General features: G+C 56.4%; 15 protein-coding genes, 1 CRISPR repeat array and 1 riboswitch. Of the genes, 9 read left to right on the forward strand and 6 right to left on the reverse strand.

Going from position 1 to position 17,804, the window contains the following annotated elements; genetic code table 11:
* Nucleotide 1 precedes the first annotated feature (1 nt).
* The 5 genes from C4520_16465 to C4520_16485 form a co-directional block, all read right to left on the reverse strand.
* Nucleotides 2-922, reverse strand: a complete 921-nt coding sequence (locus tag C4520_16465) for a tyrosine recombinase (protein RJP17557.1) — start codon at nucleotides 920-922, stop codon at nucleotides 2-4.
* Between the two features lie 5 nt (nucleotides 923-927).
* Nucleotides 928-3,201, reverse strand: coding sequence for a type I DNA topoisomerase (topA, locus tag C4520_16470; protein ID RJP17558.1), 2,274 nt, complete (start codon nucleotides 3,199-3,201; stop codon nucleotides 928-930).
* Between the two features lie 3 nt (nucleotides 3,202-3,204).
* On the reverse strand, nucleotides 3,205-3,669 hold the full coding sequence (locus C4520_16475; GenBank protein RJP17559.1) for a hypothetical protein: 465 nt from the start codon (nucleotides 3,667-3,669) through the stop codon (nucleotides 3,205-3,207).
* 212 nt (nucleotides 3,670-3,881) lie between these two features.
* Nucleotides 3,882-4,292, reverse strand: coding sequence for a CBS domain-containing protein (locus tag C4520_16480; GenBank protein RJP17560.1), 411 nt, complete (start codon nucleotides 4,290-4,292; stop codon nucleotides 3,882-3,884).
* A 158-nt stretch (nucleotides 4,293-4,450) separates the two neighbouring features.
* Entirely contained in the window at nucleotides 4,451-5,419 is a 969-nt protein-coding gene (locus C4520_16485; GenBank protein RJP17561.1) for a hypothetical protein, read from the reverse strand.
* A 193-nt stretch (nucleotides 5,420-5,612) separates the two neighbouring features.
* Nucleotides 5,613-5,767: riboswitch (FMN riboswitch) on the forward strand.
* A 132-nt stretch (nucleotides 5,768-5,899) separates the two neighbouring features.
* On the opposite strand from C4520_16485, the gene ribD reads away from it, so the two are divergent.
* From ribD to C4520_16515, 6 genes are all read left to right on the forward strand, one after another.
* Nucleotides 5,900-7,003 carry a bifunctional diaminohydroxyphosphoribosylaminopyrimidine deaminase/5-amino-6-(5-phosphoribosylamino)uracil reductase RibD gene (gene ribD / locus C4520_16490; GenBank protein RJP17562.1) on the forward strand — a complete coding sequence of 368 codons (1,104 nt, stop codon included), beginning with the start codon at nucleotides 5,900-5,902 and terminating at the stop codon, nucleotides 7,001-7,003.
* Entirely contained in the window at nucleotides 7,004-7,636 is a 633-nt protein-coding gene (locus tag C4520_16495; GenBank protein RJP17563.1) for a riboflavin synthase, read from the forward strand.
* A gap of 50 nt (nucleotides 7,637-7,686) precedes the next feature.
* On the forward strand, nucleotides 7,687-8,883 hold the full coding sequence (locus tag C4520_16500; protein ID RJP17564.1) for a bifunctional 3,4-dihydroxy-2-butanone-4-phosphate synthase/GTP cyclohydrolase II: 1,197 nt from the start codon (nucleotides 7,687-7,689) through the stop codon (nucleotides 8,881-8,883).
* Between the two features lie 121 nt (nucleotides 8,884-9,004).
* Nucleotides 9,005-9,469, forward strand: a complete 465-nt coding sequence (locus C4520_16505; GenBank protein ID RJP17565.1) for a 6,7-dimethyl-8-ribityllumazine synthase — start codon at nucleotides 9,005-9,007, stop codon at nucleotides 9,467-9,469.
* Between the two features lies 1 nt (nucleotide 9,470).
* Nucleotides 9,471-9,923 (forward strand): transcription antitermination factor NusB, encoded by a 453-nt coding sequence (nusB, locus tag C4520_16510; protein RJP17566.1) that lies wholly within the window; start codon nucleotides 9,471-9,473, stop codon nucleotides 9,921-9,923.
* A complete protein-coding gene (locus C4520_16515) occupies nucleotides 9,920-10,756 on the forward strand; it encodes a PHP domain-containing protein (protein ID RJP17567.1) in 837 nt (278 codons plus the stop codon). The genes nusB and C4520_16515 overlap by 4 nt, the downstream gene beginning before the upstream one ends.
* A gap of 342 nt (nucleotides 10,757-11,098) precedes the next feature.
* Here C4520_16515 and C4520_16520 read toward each other — a convergent pair whose 3' ends face one another.
* On the reverse strand, nucleotides 11,099-12,244 hold the full coding sequence (locus C4520_16520; protein RJP17568.1) for an aminotransferase class V-fold PLP-dependent enzyme: 1,146 nt from the start codon (nucleotides 12,242-12,244) through the stop codon (nucleotides 11,099-11,101).
* 206 nt (nucleotides 12,245-12,450) lie between these two features.
* Here C4520_16520 and cls point away from each other — a divergent pair, with 206 nt between their 5' ends.
* The 3 genes from cls (at nucleotide 12,451) to C4520_16535 (ending at nucleotide 14,955) form a co-directional block, all read left to right on the forward strand.
* Nucleotides 12,451-13,941, forward strand: a complete 1,491-nt coding sequence (gene cls, locus C4520_16525; protein ID RJP17576.1) for a cardiolipin synthase — start codon at nucleotides 12,451-12,453, stop codon at nucleotides 13,939-13,941.
* Nucleotides 13,942-14,420: 479 nt separating this feature from the next.
* Nucleotides 14,421-14,618 (forward strand): DUF2281 domain-containing protein, encoded by a 198-nt coding sequence (locus C4520_16530; protein RJP17569.1) that lies wholly within the window; start codon nucleotides 14,421-14,423, stop codon nucleotides 14,616-14,618.
* Nucleotides 14,605-14,955 (forward strand): type II toxin-antitoxin system PemK/MazF family toxin, encoded by a 351-nt coding sequence (locus C4520_16535; protein ID RJP17570.1) that lies wholly within the window; start codon nucleotides 14,605-14,607, stop codon nucleotides 14,953-14,955. Before C4520_16530 ends, C4520_16535 begins: the two co-directional genes overlap by 14 nt.
* An 833-nt stretch (nucleotides 14,956-15,788) precedes the next feature.
* Nucleotides 15,789-17,803: direct repeats of the CRISPR family, unit length 32 nt; unit sequence GTTTCAATCCACGCGCCCCCGCGGGGCGCGAC.
* The last annotated feature ends 1 nt before the right edge of the window (nucleotide 17,804 follow it).

The following is a 17,804-nucleotide window of genomic DNA, read 5'->3' on the forward strand; positions in this document are numbered from 1 at the left end:
GTTATCCGCCCTCCGGTTTCCGCCGCGCATGAGGATGCGCCCGATCATACATGATCCGCAGCCGCTCAGCGCTTACATGCGTATATATTTGAGTGGTCGAGAGACTCGAATGACCGAGCAGTTCCTGAACGTCGCGCAGATCCGCCCCTCCGTCCAACAGATGAGTCGCAAAACTGTGGCGAAGCGTGTGCGGGCTTACTGACCGGCCACCCCACAGTTTTCGCGAGTACTTCGTAACGATCCGGTGCAGATCTCGCTCCTGCAACGGACGCCCTGTCCTGCTGAGAAAAATCCTGTTCCGGGAGAGCCCCCTGTCCCACGAGGCCCGCTCAGGCAAATAGCTTCGCACTGCGTCCACCGCATATCTGCCCAGCAAGACCATCCGCTGCTTTCCACCTTTTCCCGTGACTTTCATGACGCCGCCAAGCAGGTCCATGTCGCTCAAATCAGCCGCCGCCAATTCGGCCACACGGACTCCGGTCGAGTAAAACACCTCGAGGATCGCGCGGTCGCGCAGGCCCGCCAGCGCGTCCTTTTCCGGACATTCCAGCAGCAGCTTCACCTCGTCAACCGTAAGAAATTCGGGAAGATGCCTGCGCACTTTCGGCGTGGAGATCTCCTCGGCCGGATTTTCGAAAATGATCCGCTCGCGCTGCAGGAAGGAGAAGAAGCTTCGCACGGTCGAGAGCTTTCGGGCAATGCTTCGCCGCGACGCTCCGCTCGCATGCAACGAGGCAAGATACGCTCGCAGCTTCAGGGTATCGATCAGCCGGAGCGCCTCCGGATGGACCAGCGCGTCGTCAGAAGAGTTGTTTGCGAAAAGCAAGAGGCGCCGGATATCGGAAGCGTACGCGCGCACCGTATGCTTGCTGGCGTTGCGCTCGCTTCTCAGGTACTCCTCGAAAAGGGAAAGGCAATCCATACGCCTTAGAGTGCAGCCTCAGTTTTTACGTCTTCTTTATATGAGCACCCTTTCCTGGGACATTTGAACAGGTGCTTGCCGTCGCGCGTGTACTGCTCGACCAGATAATTCCCGCCGCACAACGGACAAGCCTTGGCCACCGGCTTGTTCCAACTGGCGAATTTGCAGTCGGGATACCGGCTGCAGCTGTAAAAGACACGCCCCCTCTTGGAGCGCCGCTCGACAACTTCACCTCCGCACCCGGGCTCGGGACACGCGACGCCGATACTTAGAGGCATGGCTGTCTTACACTCGGGATAATTAGAACAAGAAACAAAGCGGCCCATCCGCCCCATCTTCACTACCAATTGGCCGCCGCAGTTAGGGCAGGTCTTCCCGGAAACGAGTTGCTGGGCCTCCTCTTGAGAGCCGGCACTGCCTTCTTCGGCTACTTTCTTCGTGGTCTTGCACTCGGGATATCCGGAGCAAGCGAGGAATTTCCCGTATCGGCCCCAGCGAAGAACCATTGGTTTCCCACAGTTTTCGCATGTCTCCTCGGTGGGAACCCCGTCTTTCTTTACATCCCGCATCTTCTGGCTTGCGGTCGCAAGCGAATCTTCAAATGGGCGATAAAATTCCCACAACACCTGCTGCCAATCGATCTTCCCTTCCTCGACCTCGTCGAGCTGTTCCTCCATTTTCGCCGTGAACTCGATGTCAAGTATCTTAGGGAAACTCTCGACAAGCAGATCATTAACCGTGCAGCCAAGATCGGTCGGTGAAAGCCTCCCTCTCTCGCGGTGCACGTACTTGCGCTTTTGAATCGTGTCAACGATCGTGGCGTACGTGCTGGGCCGCCCGATCCCCTGTTCCTCGAGCGCCTTCACAAGAGTGGCCTCCGTAAACCGGGGCGGCGGCTTCGTGAAATGCTGCTCCGGCTGCACGTCCTTCAGCTCCAATGCATCGTTTTCGACTACCGGCGGAAATGAAGTCTCTCGCTCCTCGCCGTTTCCGTTATCCTCCGATTCCTCTTTGTACAACACGAGAAATCCCTTGGATCGTAGTATCGAGCCCGACGCCCGCAGTAGGTACTTCGCGGCGGCTTCTATTTCAATCGTCGTCTGATCATAGATGGCGGGGGCCATTTGACTCGCGAGAAATCGGTTCCAGATCAGCGTGTACAACTGCAGGTACTCTTTCGGCAGATGCTGCGCGAGCCTTTCAGGCGTCCATTCCATTGAAGTTGGTCGAACAGCCTCATGCGCGTCCTGCGAGTCGCGCTTATTCTTGAACACATTCACATGATTCGGCGGATAATATTCCCTGCCATATCGAGCAAGAATGTAGTTCAGCGCTTCATCCTGGGCCTCTTTCGAGATACGGACCGAATCCGTTCTCATATAGGTGATGAGCGCCACATTGCCTTCTCCCGGGATCTCCACGCCCTCATACAGTTCTTGTGCGAGCCGCATTGTCCTGGTCGGCCGCATCCTCAATTTTTTCGAAGCTTCCTGCTGCAGCGTGCTGGTGATGAAAGGCGGATACGGCCTGCGCCGAACCTCTTTCGTCTCGAGGTTCTTGACAACGTAAGACGCTTTGCGCAATTCACCGGCAATCCTGCTCGCCTCCTCGCCATTCGCGACTTCGGCTTTTTCTCCCTCTATTTTCGCAAGCAACGCCTCGAACGGCGAATATCCCGCCTTCTGAAGCAGGGCCTTGATCGACCAGTATTCCTGCGGAACAAACTTGTTGATCTGCTCTTCCCGCTCGCACAGCAGCCGAACGGCCACTGACTGCACCCTCCCTGCGCTCAACCCCCGCTTGACCTTGTCCCACAGAAGCGGGCTGATCTTGTATCCAACCAGGCGATCAAGAATCCGTCGCGCCTGCTGCGCGTTCACCAGAGCCATATCGATGTCCCGCGGATGGCGGATCGCTTCCTGAACGGCATTCCGCGTGATCTCGTTGAAGACGATCCGCTTCATCTTCTTATTGGCCTGTGAGCCGAGCGCCTCCTGAATATGCCATCCGATAGCCTCGCCCTCGCGGTCGAAGTCCGGCGCGAGGTATATGATTTCGGCATCCTGAGCCTCTTTTTTGAGACGGCTGACAATCTTTTTCTTGCCGCTCAGAATCGTGTATTTGGGCCGGAAGTTGCCGTCAACATCCACCCCGAGTTCCTTTTCCGGCAAATCACGGACGTGCCCCATCGAGGCTTCAACGTGATATTCTTTGCCCAAATATTTGTTTATAGTCTTCGCTTTTGCAGGCGACTCTACTACCAACAGTTTCTTGGCCACGAATCAACTTCTCCTTTTCCTGAAATATTTCAGCCACTCCTCGACATCGACCTCCTCCCGCAGGTAACCGGGAACAGGCCGGCGTTTCGGAGCCGGCGATTCCAATGTTCGTGCAAATTCCTCAGCGCTTATCGTCCGTGCCCGCCGGCTGCGCGCGCACCTGCGGATCTCATTGTCCGAAGATACAACGGTCAGACCTTTCGGGTTCGGGTCCTTTCTGATCATCTCGATGATGATTTCATCGGCAGAAATTGGGGGCAGCGCGAAAATAACCCGCACGTCACCCCTTTCGTAACGCGGCCCTGAATACAATTCAGCCGCGCGATCAAAAACCACTGTAACCTTTTGACGCCGTAACTGCAAATGTTGTGCCAGAATCCGGATCAATTGCTCTTCATCATCGGGATCGGCCAGAGAGATCCCCGACATTTTCCCGATCAAGTTGTGTCCATCAATAAGTAGCGCCATTTTTCATCACAACTCTAGAATACCACAATTCGGTTAATCGCGCATTATAGTCACAGCGCCCCCCCTTGTCAAATTACCAAAGCCTCAAAAGGAACACTCCCTCGTTCAAATGAGCAACCCCGGCAATATTTGCCGCCCCGCAACCATGTGCCCCCTTGCAAGAAAAGGGGGAATCGATATTCCCCCTTCTCGACACCTTTCGCTGCTGTCTTTTAACGTTCCGGTCTTGCGGGCTCAGAAACCTCGCGCAACGCTTCGCCGACCAGTGCTCCGCTTAAATGAACCGCCAGATCGCCGAGCGAGACAATGCCCACAACCTGGTTCTCTTCATTTTTCACGATTAGCCGGCGTATCTGGTTCGTTTCCATCAGCCTGATCGCTTCATCGACATCGGCATCCTCATTGCATGAGATGACATCCGTTGTCATTATTTGGCTCACGTTAAAAGTATTCGGGTCATAGCCCTCCGCAACGGCTCGTATCGTGATGTCGCGATCCGTTATCATTCCAACCAACCGATTATTATCAAAAACCGGCAGCACACCTATATTCAGCTCCTTCATCTTCCGAGCCGCGTCGGCAATCGAATCCGATTGATGAATCGATTCCACATTGCGTGTCATAACGTCACGTATCTTCACTTGATTCACCCCCTTTTCCCCTTCTTCCCGTCTGAAGACGTTCGAAGAGCGGTATATTTACCTATAATAGTATTGCAATCATCAAATGGAGGGCGCAAGGGAAGAACCGGTTACACTCTGAGCAGTAAGCAGTTCCGCGATCAGACATCTCTGTCGGCAAGGGTAAGCATCCACGGCCCTTCCGGCGCCCGCGGACCGTTTCGGATGTCCGAAAGGATACAGTCTTCGCGAGACCGGCAACGCATGAAACCAAAACGATGCAATCGCAGGTTTACTCCCTGAAAACTGAGATGGCTGAATCTCCAGGATCGACAATGATCGATAAGCAGGCGCATGCATTCCCGCTGCCGTCGAATGCAAACCAGGTCATAGATCTCTGCCGCGGTGCCGGAGAATGCGTAAACGCAGTAGCCGATGCTTTCTCCATTTTCTATGAATTCGAAACTGGAAAGCCGCCGGGTCGGATTGTCACAAAACCGCCAGTTCAAGAACGCGGCCGACCGCACGCCTTGTATGAAATCGGAGGGCACATCGAAATCCTGCTTGAACCGAATGACCGGCTTCATCTGGATATTGCGCGGGGACGAACCAAACCACATCAATGTGTACATCTCCGAGAATAAATCCAAGAGGAAAGACGCGGCTCTATGATGAAAAAAAACCTTCAGTTGCGAAAGAGCCAGGGGAAACAGCCATACTTCAAGAGGGATAACGTGGTCCAGCTCATTCACTACGTGCGAAAGTTCATTCGGAAATCCGATGAGAAAATAGTTGCGCTCGTTCCCGGCAAACTTTGAAAGTTTTCCATATATCCCCTTGTTTCTGAATTGCTCCGCCATGAAGAGGTCCACATTCTGGAAAACATCGAATGCACCGGTTTTCGTGCTGGTGAATCGACGCGGCGTGCGCGCGGTAAGTCCGATTATTCCTTTTTCCTCGTCTTCCGCAACATAAATACGGGCCGGTCCATCAGGGTTTTGAAAGTACTTCCAATGCAGCCATTCGGACCGTCTAATACCGTAGTTGTGCCGCCGAAATAAGGCCGCGATTTCCGGGAGATCTTTTTCAGTTCCGCGGCGAAACGTACACCTTTTCACTTGTGTGTCCATAATGTATGTCCTCCGCAAGGAAAGCTCAAGATGCTTTCATCCTAAAGCCTTCATTTATAATGCTCCCGCAGAAATGAACTTAATTAAAGGGGCTGAAGAAGTGCTGATTGAAATGTGTCATCCGACTTTCAGGTGAGCAATAGGAAAACCGACATTGACAAATCTCCGACTCCCATGGTATATTGTCTTCATAAAACGGCTTCGGGACAGGGTGAAATTCCTTACCGGCGGTATGGCGCCGTAAATGGGGCCGAGCCCGCGAGCGTATCTGGCTTTCAACCCCCATGATATGCAGACTTGGTGAGAGGCCAGGGCCGACAGTGAAAGTCTGGATGGGAGAAGTCGATCAGAAGAGAAGTGTCTCAAGTGTCCCGAAATGCCTTTGCATTTCGGGCTTTTGCTTGAGGGCACGTGCGGTGTTTTGCCTCTCCTGCAGACCTCCCGAAGCTTCTTAATTGGACCAAACTGAAGCAGTTGCACATGTCTTCCCAATCGCAAAAATACATGGCGCGCGCCCTCGAGCTAGCGGCGCTTGGCCGCGGTTTCACCAGCCCGAATCCTCTGGTCGGCGCGGTCATTGTAAAGAACGGAAAAGTAATAGGCGAAGGCTTTCATCGGAAGTATGGGGAAGCGCATGCCGAGGTTGCCGCGCTCCAACAGGCGGTCGAATCCGTCCGCGGCTCAACCTTATACGTAACCCTCGAGCCGTGTTGCCATTATGGCAAAACCCCTCCCTGTACGGAGGCGGTGATTAAGGCCGGAATCGCAAAAGTCGTTATGGCGATGGAGGACCCGAATCCGCTCGTCTCCTGCAAGGGCAAATCGGCACTGGAGGGTTCCGGCATCGCGGTCGAAACCGGAGTACTGGCTGACGAGGCAAATCGCTTGAACGAATGGTACGTCAAGTTCGTCAGAACGAACACCCCTTTCTTTACCGCGAAAGCCGCTATGACGCTCGATGGCAAAATCGCCACCCATACCGGCGATTCCCGATGGGTTACCGGCGAGAAAGCCCGCGAATACGTGCACTGGCTGCGCGCGGGCGCAGACGCGATCTTGGTCGGCAGCAGAACCGTCAAAATCGATGATCCATTGCTCACCACGCGCACCCAATCCGGCAATGGGCGCGACGCGCTCCGCATCGTCATCGATGGCGAGGCCTCCATCTCGCCCGAGGCGCGGGTGCTGAAAACAGAGTCGTCCGCCCGGACGATGGTCGTTGTGAAAACCACAGCTCCGCGTGATCGAAAGGCGGCCCTCGAAGAGGCCGGCGCCCAATTGCTTGAGGTCGATCCGATCGGAGAAAAAGTAGACCTGAAGCAAGTAGCCGCGCTATTAGGAAGTCAAAATATAGCCAATGTTCTGATCGAGGGCGGTGGCGGATTGCTGGCGGCCGCGTTCGAAGCACGAATCGTGGATAAGGTGCTTTTTTTCGTCGCCCCGAAAATTTTTGGTGGTAAAGATGCTCCGACGCCGGTTGGCGGCGCCGGCGTCGCAAAGGTCGCCGATGCTTACCGGCTCCGAAACCTGTCGACCCGGCTGATCGGGGAAGACATCCTGATCGAGGCCTACGTGGAATTTTAGATGTTTACCGGAATCATTCAAGAAATCGGATTAATACGCGAGATATTGCCCGGGCAGGCATACAAGCTGAGGGTTGGAGCAAAAAAGACACTCAAGGATATCGAACTGGGCGACAGTATCAGTATCGATGGCGCCTGCCTCACGGTCGTCGATTATGACGCGGCAAGTTTTCAGGTTGACGCCATGCCCGAAACCATCGAGAAGACAACCCTGAAGTACCTGCAGATCGGCGGCAAAGTGAATCTCGAATCGTCGCTCAGGCTGGGCGACAAGTTGGGCGGCCACTGGGTCGCAGGTCACGTTGACGGAACGGGAAAAATTCTCACGACCAGGCGCAGCGGAAACTCGGTCTTGTACGAGATATCGGTTCCGCCTGAGTTGGCCGAGCAGTTGGCGCCCAAAGGCTCCGTGGCGGTTGACGGCATCAGCCTCACCGTCATCGAATGCAGCCGCAGCGCGTTTACGATCGGCATAATCCCGCACACGCTTCAACACACGACGCTCAATTCAAAAGGCGCGGGTGATTACGTAAATCTTGAAACCGATGTCATCGGGAAATATATCTACCGCTACCTGCGGGGCGCATCGGGAACAGTAACAGAGAAGCTTCTGCGGGATTCAGGCTTTTTGTAGAGTCGTGCACGACGCACGCGCGCAGGACGGCAAAATGGAGGAGGATCCACATGTTTAGCCCGATTCCGGAAATATTGGATGAAGTGCGGGCCGGCCGCATGATCATTCTGGTTGATAATGAGGACCGCGAGAATGAGGGCGACCTGACGCTTGCTGCCGAGAAGGTGACGCCGGATGCAATCAACTTCATGGCAAGGTATGGCCGCGGCCTCATCTGTCTTGCAATGACAGCCCAACGATGCGACGAGTTGAAGCTGCCTCCGATGGTGACCGAGAATACGTCGACCTTCGAAACCGCTTTTACCGTTTCGATCGAAGCGAAGAGAAATGTTACCACCGGCATCTCGGCTTCGGATCGGGCAACCACCGTACTCACGGCTGTCAATCCGGCGACCAGACCTGAAGACCTCGCCCGGCCGGGACATGTGTTCCCGCTGCGGGCGCGAAACGGCGGCGTCCTGGTGAGAACCGGCCAGACCGAGGGCTCGGTGGACCTGGCCCGCCTGGCAGGACTCTATCCCGCAGGCGTGATCTGCGAGATCATGAAGGACGACGGTACCATGGCGCGCGTGCCAGATTTGATTGAGTTCGCAAAAGAGCACGGCCTGAAATTGTGCTCGATCGAGGACCTCATCAAATATCGCCGCCTCACCGAAAAGCTGGTGAACAAGACGGTCACCACGAAAATACCGACACCCTACGGCGAGTTCAATCTTCATGTGTATGAGACGTCGGTCGATAACTGGCACCACCTTGCTTTCGTCAAGGGCGAAGTCGCCGGAAAAAAAGGAGTGCTCGTTCGCGTCCATTCGGAATGCCTCACGGGCGACGTCTTCGGCTCGAGACGCTGCGACTGCGGCTCGCAACTGCACAAAGCGCTGGAAATGATTCACGACGAAGGCGTCGGCGTACTTCTCTACATGCGCCAGGAGGGCCGCGGCATCGGCCTTCATAACAAGTTGCGGGCATACGCGCTGCAAGACGCCGGACTGGATACCGTAGAGGCAAACGAGAAACTCGGATTCAAGCCCGACCTGCGCGATTACGGCATCGGAGCACAGATTCTCTCCGATCTCGGGCTGACTGAAATCCGTTTGATGACGAATAACCCGCGGAAAATTGTCGGGCTCGAAGGCTATAACCTGAAAGTGGTCGAGAGAATCCCGATCGAAATCGCGCCAACCGCCGAAAACCTGTTGTATCTCGAGGCCAAGCAGCGCAAACTCGGCCACTTGTTAAACCTGTAGAGGGGACTGACCTGGACCTGACCCTATTTACAATCCTGTTTGTTGGATTCGTAGAATAGGGTGTCCCTAAAGGTCTCGAATCGCATGACCCGGGAGAAAATCAAAAAAGGAGAAGAGGGCGATGCCGAAAACCTATGAAGGCCAGTTGGTGGCAACCGGAAAGAAATTTGGAATAGTCGCATCCCGATTCAACGAATTCATAACCAACAAATTGCTCGAGGGCGCGCTCGACGCTTTGAAACGACACGGCGTCAAAGATGATGAAATAGAAATTGCGTGGGTTCCGGGTTCCTTCGAGATACCCTACGCCGCGCAGCGCCTCGCGGAAAGCAAAAAATATGACGCCATTATCTGCGTCGGCGCGGTCATCAGGGGATCGACTCCGCACTTCGAGTACATCGCCAGCGAAGTCACCAAGGGCATCGCGCAGACGGGCCTGAAAACCGGCGTGCCGGTCATCTATGGGGTCATCACCCCGGACACACTCGAACAGGCGATAGAGCGGGCGGGCACAAAGGCCGGCAACAAAGGGTTCCAGGCGGCTATGTCGGCAATCGAAATGGTTAATCTCTTCGAAAAGATTTAAGATGGGTTCACGACGCAAGTCGAGAGAAAAGGCGCTTCAGATACTTTTTCAGCTCGATTTCAATAAATCGGATATCGAAACGGTTCTTCGGGACTTCTGGAAAAGCAATCCCACCGGCGATAAAGTGAAATCGTTCACTGAAACGCTGGTGCGCGGAGCTTTCGAATTCCGGAAACCTATCGATGAGTTGATCAGCTCCACGGTCGAGAACTGGTCGATCGATCGTCTCAATTCCGTCGACAGGGCGATCCTCAGGTTTGCGACGTATGAATTGGTCTACCTCCCCGATATCCCGCCAAAGGTTACCATCAACGAGGCGGTCGAAATCGCAAAAGCGTTCGGAACTGACGAATCAGGAGGATTCATCAACGGAGTCCTCGACAAGATTCGCGAGAAAATCGGCAAGTCCACAGCCGGCAGCGAACAAGACAACGGAGACATTCAGCACCAATGAATCGGTTTGTTGACCTTCACGTGCATACCTATTATTCTGACGGCTCTTTTTCACCCGAGGATGTCGTTACTCACGCGAAACGACTCGGATTCGCCGCCATCGGAATCGCCGATCACGACGAAGTCGGAGCGGTGAGCCAGGCTATCTGGCTCGGACACTCGCATGGAATCGAAATCATTCCCGCCGTCGAGCTGACCTCGGCCTGCAATGGAAAGGAAATCCACCTGCTCGGTTATCTCATCGATCACAACAACACCGATCTGCGGGAAACCCTGAAACACCTGCGATCGGAACGGTTCAAGCGAATGGAGCGAATGGTGGACAAACTCAGGAAGCTGGGAGTGGACATCTATATCGAAGCGGTACGCAGGGTGGCCGGCAGCAAGGGAAGCATCGGCCGCCTTCATCTCGCGCGCGCGCTGTTCGACCGCGGCCAGGTGACATGCGTGCAGGAGGCATTCGACCGTTACATCGGAAAAGGAAAACCGGCGTATTCCGACAAACCGCGCCTGAAAGCCGCCGAGGCGATCGAGCTCATTACCGGCGCCGGCGGCATCGCCGTCCTCGCGCATCCGAAACTGGTGCACATCGACGAACATATCCCCGAACTCGTGCATATCGGCCTGAAGGGCATCGAAGCGTTCTACTCCAAACATACGTCCGACGAGACAGCAAGGTACGTCGCGGTGGCCGAACAACTGAACCTGCTGGTCACCGGCGGCTCCGACTGCCACGGCGTGATCAAGGACAAAATGCTGCTTGGCAGCGTCAAACTCCCCTACCGCTATCTCACCATCCTGAGAGACCGCGTCAACGGCAACCGCACGGTGTGAGGTCGGAAACAATCACAGGGCACCAACGCGCGGGGAACTGACTCCATTTATGGTTTCACGTCCTCTTGAATTCGTAGAATGGTGTCTGTCGGCTTATAATGGGTCGGCACCGATGACAGAAAGGTATCGACAAGTCAGAGTAGCCCGTCATTCCTGCGAAAGCAGGAATCCAGGGTCTGGCAGAAGAAGACAAATCTCAATAACGGGACAGCCTCCTAACTAAAGGGGGATTTCTCTTGCCCCTGAACCGTTGGGGCGGCCCATGTGGCCGCCCGATTCTGATTCGTGATGTTACACTAAACCTTTTGTCCTGGCGCCTCTGTGCCTTGGTGGTTCGTTTTATCACGCCGCTTCGATATGCGCCATCAACTTGTCGACGTCCTCTTCATTATTATAGAAATTGAATCCCATGATCAGGCAGCCGCGCATTGCATGAACCATGATCAGGTGTTCCCGCAGTTCTTCCGCAAGTTTATACGGATCCTGCTTCGGGAGGCGCAGCAGAACGATTCCCGACCATTCGTCGTTATCCCGCGGACTCATGATTTCGCATCCCTTGGCGCGCGCCTTCTCGCACAGGTAATCGGTCACCTGTTTCAGACGCCGCTCGATATTCTCCACTCCGATTTCCTCGAGCAGCGTAAGCGACGCGTTCAGAGCGGCGATGCCGGCAAAATTCTTGCACCCCTCCTCGTACCGGCGCGCGCCCTTGGCCGGCTTGAAGTCGTACGACTCGATGTCGTATTCCATCGTCTCTTCATGTTCGAGACTGCCCCACCCGATATGAACCGGCCGGAGCTGTTCGAGCAGATCCTTCTTGCAATAGAAGATGCCGAGGCCGGGCAGCCCCAGCAATCCTTTATGTGTGCCCGCGCTCAGGCAATCGACCCCCTTTTCTCTCACGTTGAGCCGGATCGAGCCGAGACATTGTATCGGATCGACGAGAAAAATGATTCCGCGCCCGCGGCACAGCTCCGAGATCGCTTCCAGGTTCGGACGCTGGCCGGTATCGAACTGAGGCCAGCTAACGGCCACAAGCCGCGTGCGAGATGTAATCCCCTTCTCGATCACCTCGGGCGTGATTCTCCTCTTATCCTGCTCGACCAGCTTCACCTTCACCCCGCAATGCTTCTGCGCGAGAAACGGATAAACGATCGACGGGTATTCGCGGCGCGTAAACAGAACCTCGTCGCCTTTCTTCCACGCGATCGACTGCGCGAGCCACAGGATCCCCTCCGCCGTATTGCGCGAGAACGCGATCTCCTCGGCGTCACAACCGATCAGGCGCGCCATTTTCTCGCGCGTCTCCTCAATCATATTGCGCGATAGCGCCATTGCGATCACGCCCGAATTCATCATGGCCTCGTTCATATCGTTGGCGGCTTGCGCCACCGGCTTCGGCAGCGGCGACTTTCCGTTCGCCAGCAGATACACGAAATTATCGGTCACGGGAAACAGCTTTCGGATCGCTTCAAAATCAACACTCATTATTTTTCCTCCATATACAGAAAATCGACTTTCGGCGAAGAGCAGTCGGGCCGCAAAACCACGGCGGTCCGATTATATGGCGACCAACGCCAAAAAGCAATACCCCTTCCTCTTTGACTTCTCACCCGCATTTTGATATAAATGCTCAATTGCGCAACCTCACATTTCCCCCAACACACTTGGAAACCGGCGTTGCGGCCATGGACATGACCGGCCAGACATTCCACGACGTTCTCGTTTCCGCCTGGAATAGTACCACGCCCTTTCTCAATTGGGCGCTGGTCATCTTTATCGCTTTCATCTCATGGGCGAGCGCGCTGCATGCGCTTCTCAACAAGCGCGACCCGCGCGCCGCCTTCGCCTGGATCGGATTCTGTCTCCTGTTCCCGCCCCTCGGTCCGTTGTTGTATTTTCTCTTCGGAATCAACCGCGTGCAAACGCAAGGCCAGCGGCTCGGCGGCGCATTGACCCTGCTCCTGCGCAGCGATTCTGAGGCGGCTGAAGAACTCAGCAGGCAGGAGCCGTCGTTTCCTTCCTCCGCGCCTGAGCCGTATCGGGCGATCATCAGGCTTGCTGACAGGATCACCAACCTGCGCCTGCTTGGAGGCAACCGCGTCGAGCCCCTCGAGCATGGCGAACAGGCCTTCCCCGCCATGCTCGACGCCATCAACGGCGCGCGGCGACGCCTCTATCTATCCACTTACATCATGGATTCCGACACAACGGGCCGGGCTTTCATCGCAGCCCTGAAGGACGCCGTTGGCCGGGGCGTTGACGTGCGCGTCATTCTGGACGGAGTCGGAGAATATTATTCGTTCCCGCGCGCCGGAACGCTGCTCAAACGGGCCAGGGTCCCGGTCGCCAGGTTCCTCCCTCCGAAGCTGCTGCCGCCGTCGCTGTTCATCAACCTGCGCAATCACTGCAAAATCCTGGTGGCCGACGGCAAGGTCGGTTTCACCGGCGGCATGAACATCGGCGACCGCCATCTGGCGGCCGATGCTTCAAATCCCGCTCGCGTCGAGGACCTCCATTTCCGCGTGAGCGGGCCGGTCGTCACCCAGATGGAGCAGGTCTTCCTCGCGCACTGGAGCTTTTGCACCGGAACGCAGATCCCGGTCCCGGTCGAGACAAACGGTGAGACGGAAGGCGAGGCCCTCTGCCGCGTCATCGTCGATGGGCCTAACGACGACATGGATATCCTTTCCATCATTTTTACGGGCGCAGTCGCGGCGGCGCGGCATCGCGTCTTCATCATGACCCCCTATTTCCTGCCCTCGCGCGATTTCATCGGAGCGCTCCAGACCGCCGCCCTCCGCGGAGTCGACGTGCGCGTGATTCTGCCATCAAAAAACAATCTGCCCTATGTCAAATGGGCATCCGACAACATGCTGTGGCAGCTTCTCCAGCAAGGCGTGCGCATCTATTACCAGCCGCCCCCCTTCGTCCATAGCAAGATATTCCTTGTCGACGATCTCTATGCCGTCGTCGGCTCCGCCAACCTTGATCCGCGCAGCCTGCGGCTCAACTTCGAGTTGGTCCTCGAGATATTCGACGCGTCGCTGAACAGAACTCTTGCCGATAAATTCCTGCAGGCGCTTTCAAAATCCCGAGAGACCTCGCTGGCCGAGATGGACGGCCGCCCGCTCCTCGTCCAGATTCGCGATTCCTTCTGCTGGCTCTTCAGCCCCTACCTCTGAATTCTTCTTCTTCTCGGGAGAAATCTCTCTCTTCTCCACCGCCATCACGCATCTGAATCTCCCCCTTTCACAAAGGGGGACTAAGGGGGATTTCATCCTCCTCGATCCGCGGCAATGGCCGACGCTGTGTCATTCTGAGCCCGTCGAAGAATCATTCCCCTTTATCAAAAAACGAATCTCCCCCTTTATCAAAGGCGATTGAGGAGCAAAAACAAATCGCTCTCAACTCTCGCATCTCTCTGAATCTCCCCCTTTATTAAAGGGGGACTAAGCGGGACTTTCCCCGCCATCACCCGTGAACCGTGGGGGCGATGCGATGGGTCGCCTGCGAAGCCCCGCTGTTCGAGAAATCATCCCCTCTCTGCTCTTTACTTGCTTCTTTTTTTACCGGAAACATCGTCCAGTCAACTTGACATTCGCGCCTGCCGTATATACTATTTTTATAGGAGAGTCGCTTCGGAGCAGAGGGAGTTGAGTCAATGTCGTTGAGAGAGACCATAAAAAACGAAATCGATAAGCTTCCGGAAAAGCTTCTGGCCGAGGTTTACGATTTCATCCAGTATCTTGAGGGCAAGAGGGACAGGGGCCATCTGTTAAAGAGCTGTCAGGAGCTGTCTTCTGCGTCCTTCAAGAAAGTGTGGGATAACGAAGAAGACTCCGCATATGACAACCTATGAACGAGGCGATGTTGTTCTCGTCCCTTTTCCTTTCACCGACCAATCTTCTACAAAAAAAAGACCGGCCGCAGTTATCAGTTCGAATAACCATAACAAATCCTTCTCCGATATCGTCATCATAGCCGTCACCAGCCAAATTCGGCGAAGAGGAAGTGAGGAATGTCTCATTGCTGACTGGCGCTCCGCCGGTTTACTGAAACCCTCAGCCGTCAAGCCTGTCATATCGAGCATAGAAACACGGCTCGTCCTCAGAAAATTGGGTAGACTTTCTCCTGAAGATTGTGCCGCAGCGGATGATCTCCTCAGAGAACTTCTCAATCTGCCTCTCTCCTCATAATGGCTTGCCGGCATGCTCAGAACAAATTTCACGGATTAGGCGAATTAAACGAATTCTCGGAAACAAACCATTCACGTAAATTATCATCGTAGGGGCACGGCGCGACGTGCCCGAAAAAACGTTTCTTCAACCGCCGATGAACGCCGATCGACGCCGATGGCATACCCCGCTGAACGAAGTGAAGTCACGCGTTTGGCGTGATCATTCCCGCATGTCTCGCCTGCGTTCGGGTCGCGACCCCGCTGCCGCCAGGAATCCAGAACACGCGGCCGTAACCGAGTCATTTCGAGTTATCCTCTCGCGTAGCGCAGGCATCCTGCCTGCTATTCTTTCACAACCTTTAAACCTGGAACGTATCGCCCCACAGGAAAAACCTCCTTTTCACCGCTGAGACGCAAAGAGCGCAGAGAAGTACATGCAAGAGATCTGTATCTTAAATCTTTGCGACCTCTGCGCCTCTGCGGTTACATATTGCCTTACTGCTTTCTCCGGCTTTCTTCTTTTGGCGACCTGTGGACCACGGACTGTTACCTGCCTTTATCTCTTCAACTTTGAACCTTGAACATTGGACCTTGGACTAATTTCTCACCACGGAGATCACGAAGACCCGCGGAGAACGGCAAAGACAAAAGCATTCGTCGCCGCGAAAGCGCACGAAAACCGCGAACCGCGAATTACGCGTCTATTCTGGGGCCGGGAGGAAGGAAGCATGGGATCTTGGAGACAGCACTTCGGTCACTAAGGCAACTTCTTTACTATGAGTAGAATAGTAAAGAATAAAGATGCGACCCCATTTGCAACCCAAGGCGGCATTCCCGACCGGCCACGCAATCGTTTCAATCCACGCGCCCCCGCGGGGCGCGACGCCGGAAATGCGCCTGCTCGAGCACTCCATTAAAGTTTCAATCCACGCGCCCACGCGGGGCGCGACCTCGTATTTATTTATCGCCTTCACCCGGCAGCGGGTTTCAATCCACGCGCCCACGCGGGGCGCGACATGGCTGCGAGGGAAAAGGCGAAAGGGGCGACGTTTCAATCCACGCGCCCACGCGGGGCGCGACATTGCGCACGTCCGGGTTCTGCTGAAGCCACGAGTGTTTCAATCCACGCGCCCACGCGGGGCGCGACGGCCTAGGCCATGCGCGCATGGTCTGGCGCGGAGCGTTTCAATCCACGCGCCCCCGCGGGGCGCGACAAGCAGTGGGTGCTTGTGAGCGAGGAAATCCAGCGGTTTCAATCCACGCGCCCACGCGGGGCGCGACAGCACCCCGGCGAAACATTAGCCGTCACCAAAACCGTTTCAATCCACGCGCCCACGCGGGGCGCGACGCCCGCAGACATTCGCGCCACACGTCAACCGAAGGGTTTCAATCCACGCGCCCACGCGGGGCGCGACTCTCTAAGGCGGTAATAACCCAGCTCGATATTAAGTTTCAATCCACGCGCCCACGCGGGGCGCGACACAACGCCTGCGGGTGAAACCTATGAGAGCCTCATGTTTCAATCCACGCGCCCCCGCGGGGCGCGACAGCAGTCCCCTCCGCACAAGCTCGACCCGCACAAGGTTTCAATCCACGCGCCCCCGCGGGGCGCGACCCGCCAGCTCGCAGGAGCAGGCGGAGATCGAGGTTTCAATCCACGCGCCCCCGCGGGGCGCGACCTCCCCGTCCCAGGATGGGGAGACGCGGGAAACCAGGTTTCAATCCACGCGCCCCCGCGGGGCGCGACATACATGCGGCGAAGGGATTTCCTTTATACGCCGTTTCAATCCACGCGCCCCCGCGGGGCGCGACACAAGGCGCAGAATGGCCAGACGCGCTTTGACTCGTTTCAATCCACGCGCCCCCGCGGGGCGCGACATAACGCGCCCGGTCTCCGGGCATGTCGGATGCCGGTTTCAATCCACGCGCCCCCGCGGGGCGCGACGCCGGCCACAGTCTTCCGTCGCCTCGCCTGCCGTTTCAATCCACGCGCCCCCGCGGGGCGCGACCGTCTGCTCACTTGATATCACCTCCGCTCTATCAGTTTCAATCCACGCGCCCCCGCGGGGCGCGACGCGGCTACCTCCTCCATAATGACAATAGCCGAACGTTTCAATCCACGCGCCCCCGCGGGGCGCGACTTTCAGGGGCGGCCGTACACGTTCCTGGCTGATGGCGTTTCAATCCACGCGCCCCCGCGGGGCGCGACACGGCGTGGACGGTTCGGAGGAACGAGTATGCGGGTTTCAATCCACGCGCCCCCGCGGGGCGCGACCGCATGTCCTCGCGCTGAGCGTCGTACGGATGTATGTTTCAATCCACGCGCCCCCGCGGGGCGCGACATCGACGAGGCCATCATGCAGCACAGCGCGAATGTTTCAATCCACGCGCCCCCGCGGGGCGCGACGCCTTGCTTCCTCGTCGCTATCCAGCGTCTTGATGTTTCAATCCACGCGCCCCCGCGGGGCGCGACAGACGATCGAGCAACATTCAGACTCTGCATTCCAGTTTCAATCCACGCGCCCCCGCGGGGCGCGACGGCCTTACTGATGGCATCAAACAATGCCATGTGGTTTCAATCCACGCGCCCCCGCGGGGCGCGACCAACCTTTTCAAGCCCGATGTCCTGGTCGGGGAGTTTCAATCCACGCGCCCCCGCGGGGCGCGACGGGCGACCGCGACCGATGCTATCTCGTTGACTCGTTTCAATCCACGCGCCCCCGCGGGGCGCGACGAGGGCGACCGCGACCGATGCTATCTCGTTGACTCGTTTCAATCCACGCGCCCCCGCGGGGCGCGACGCAGTGCCTGATGTGCGTCATGCGCAATCAGCGCGTTTCAATCCACGCGCCCCCGCGGGGCGCGACA

It is taken from the genome of Candidatus Abyssobacteria bacterium SURF_5 (genome assembly GCA_003598085.1).
GTDB lineage: Bacteria > Abyssobacteria > SURF-5 > SURF-5 > SURF-5 > SURF-5.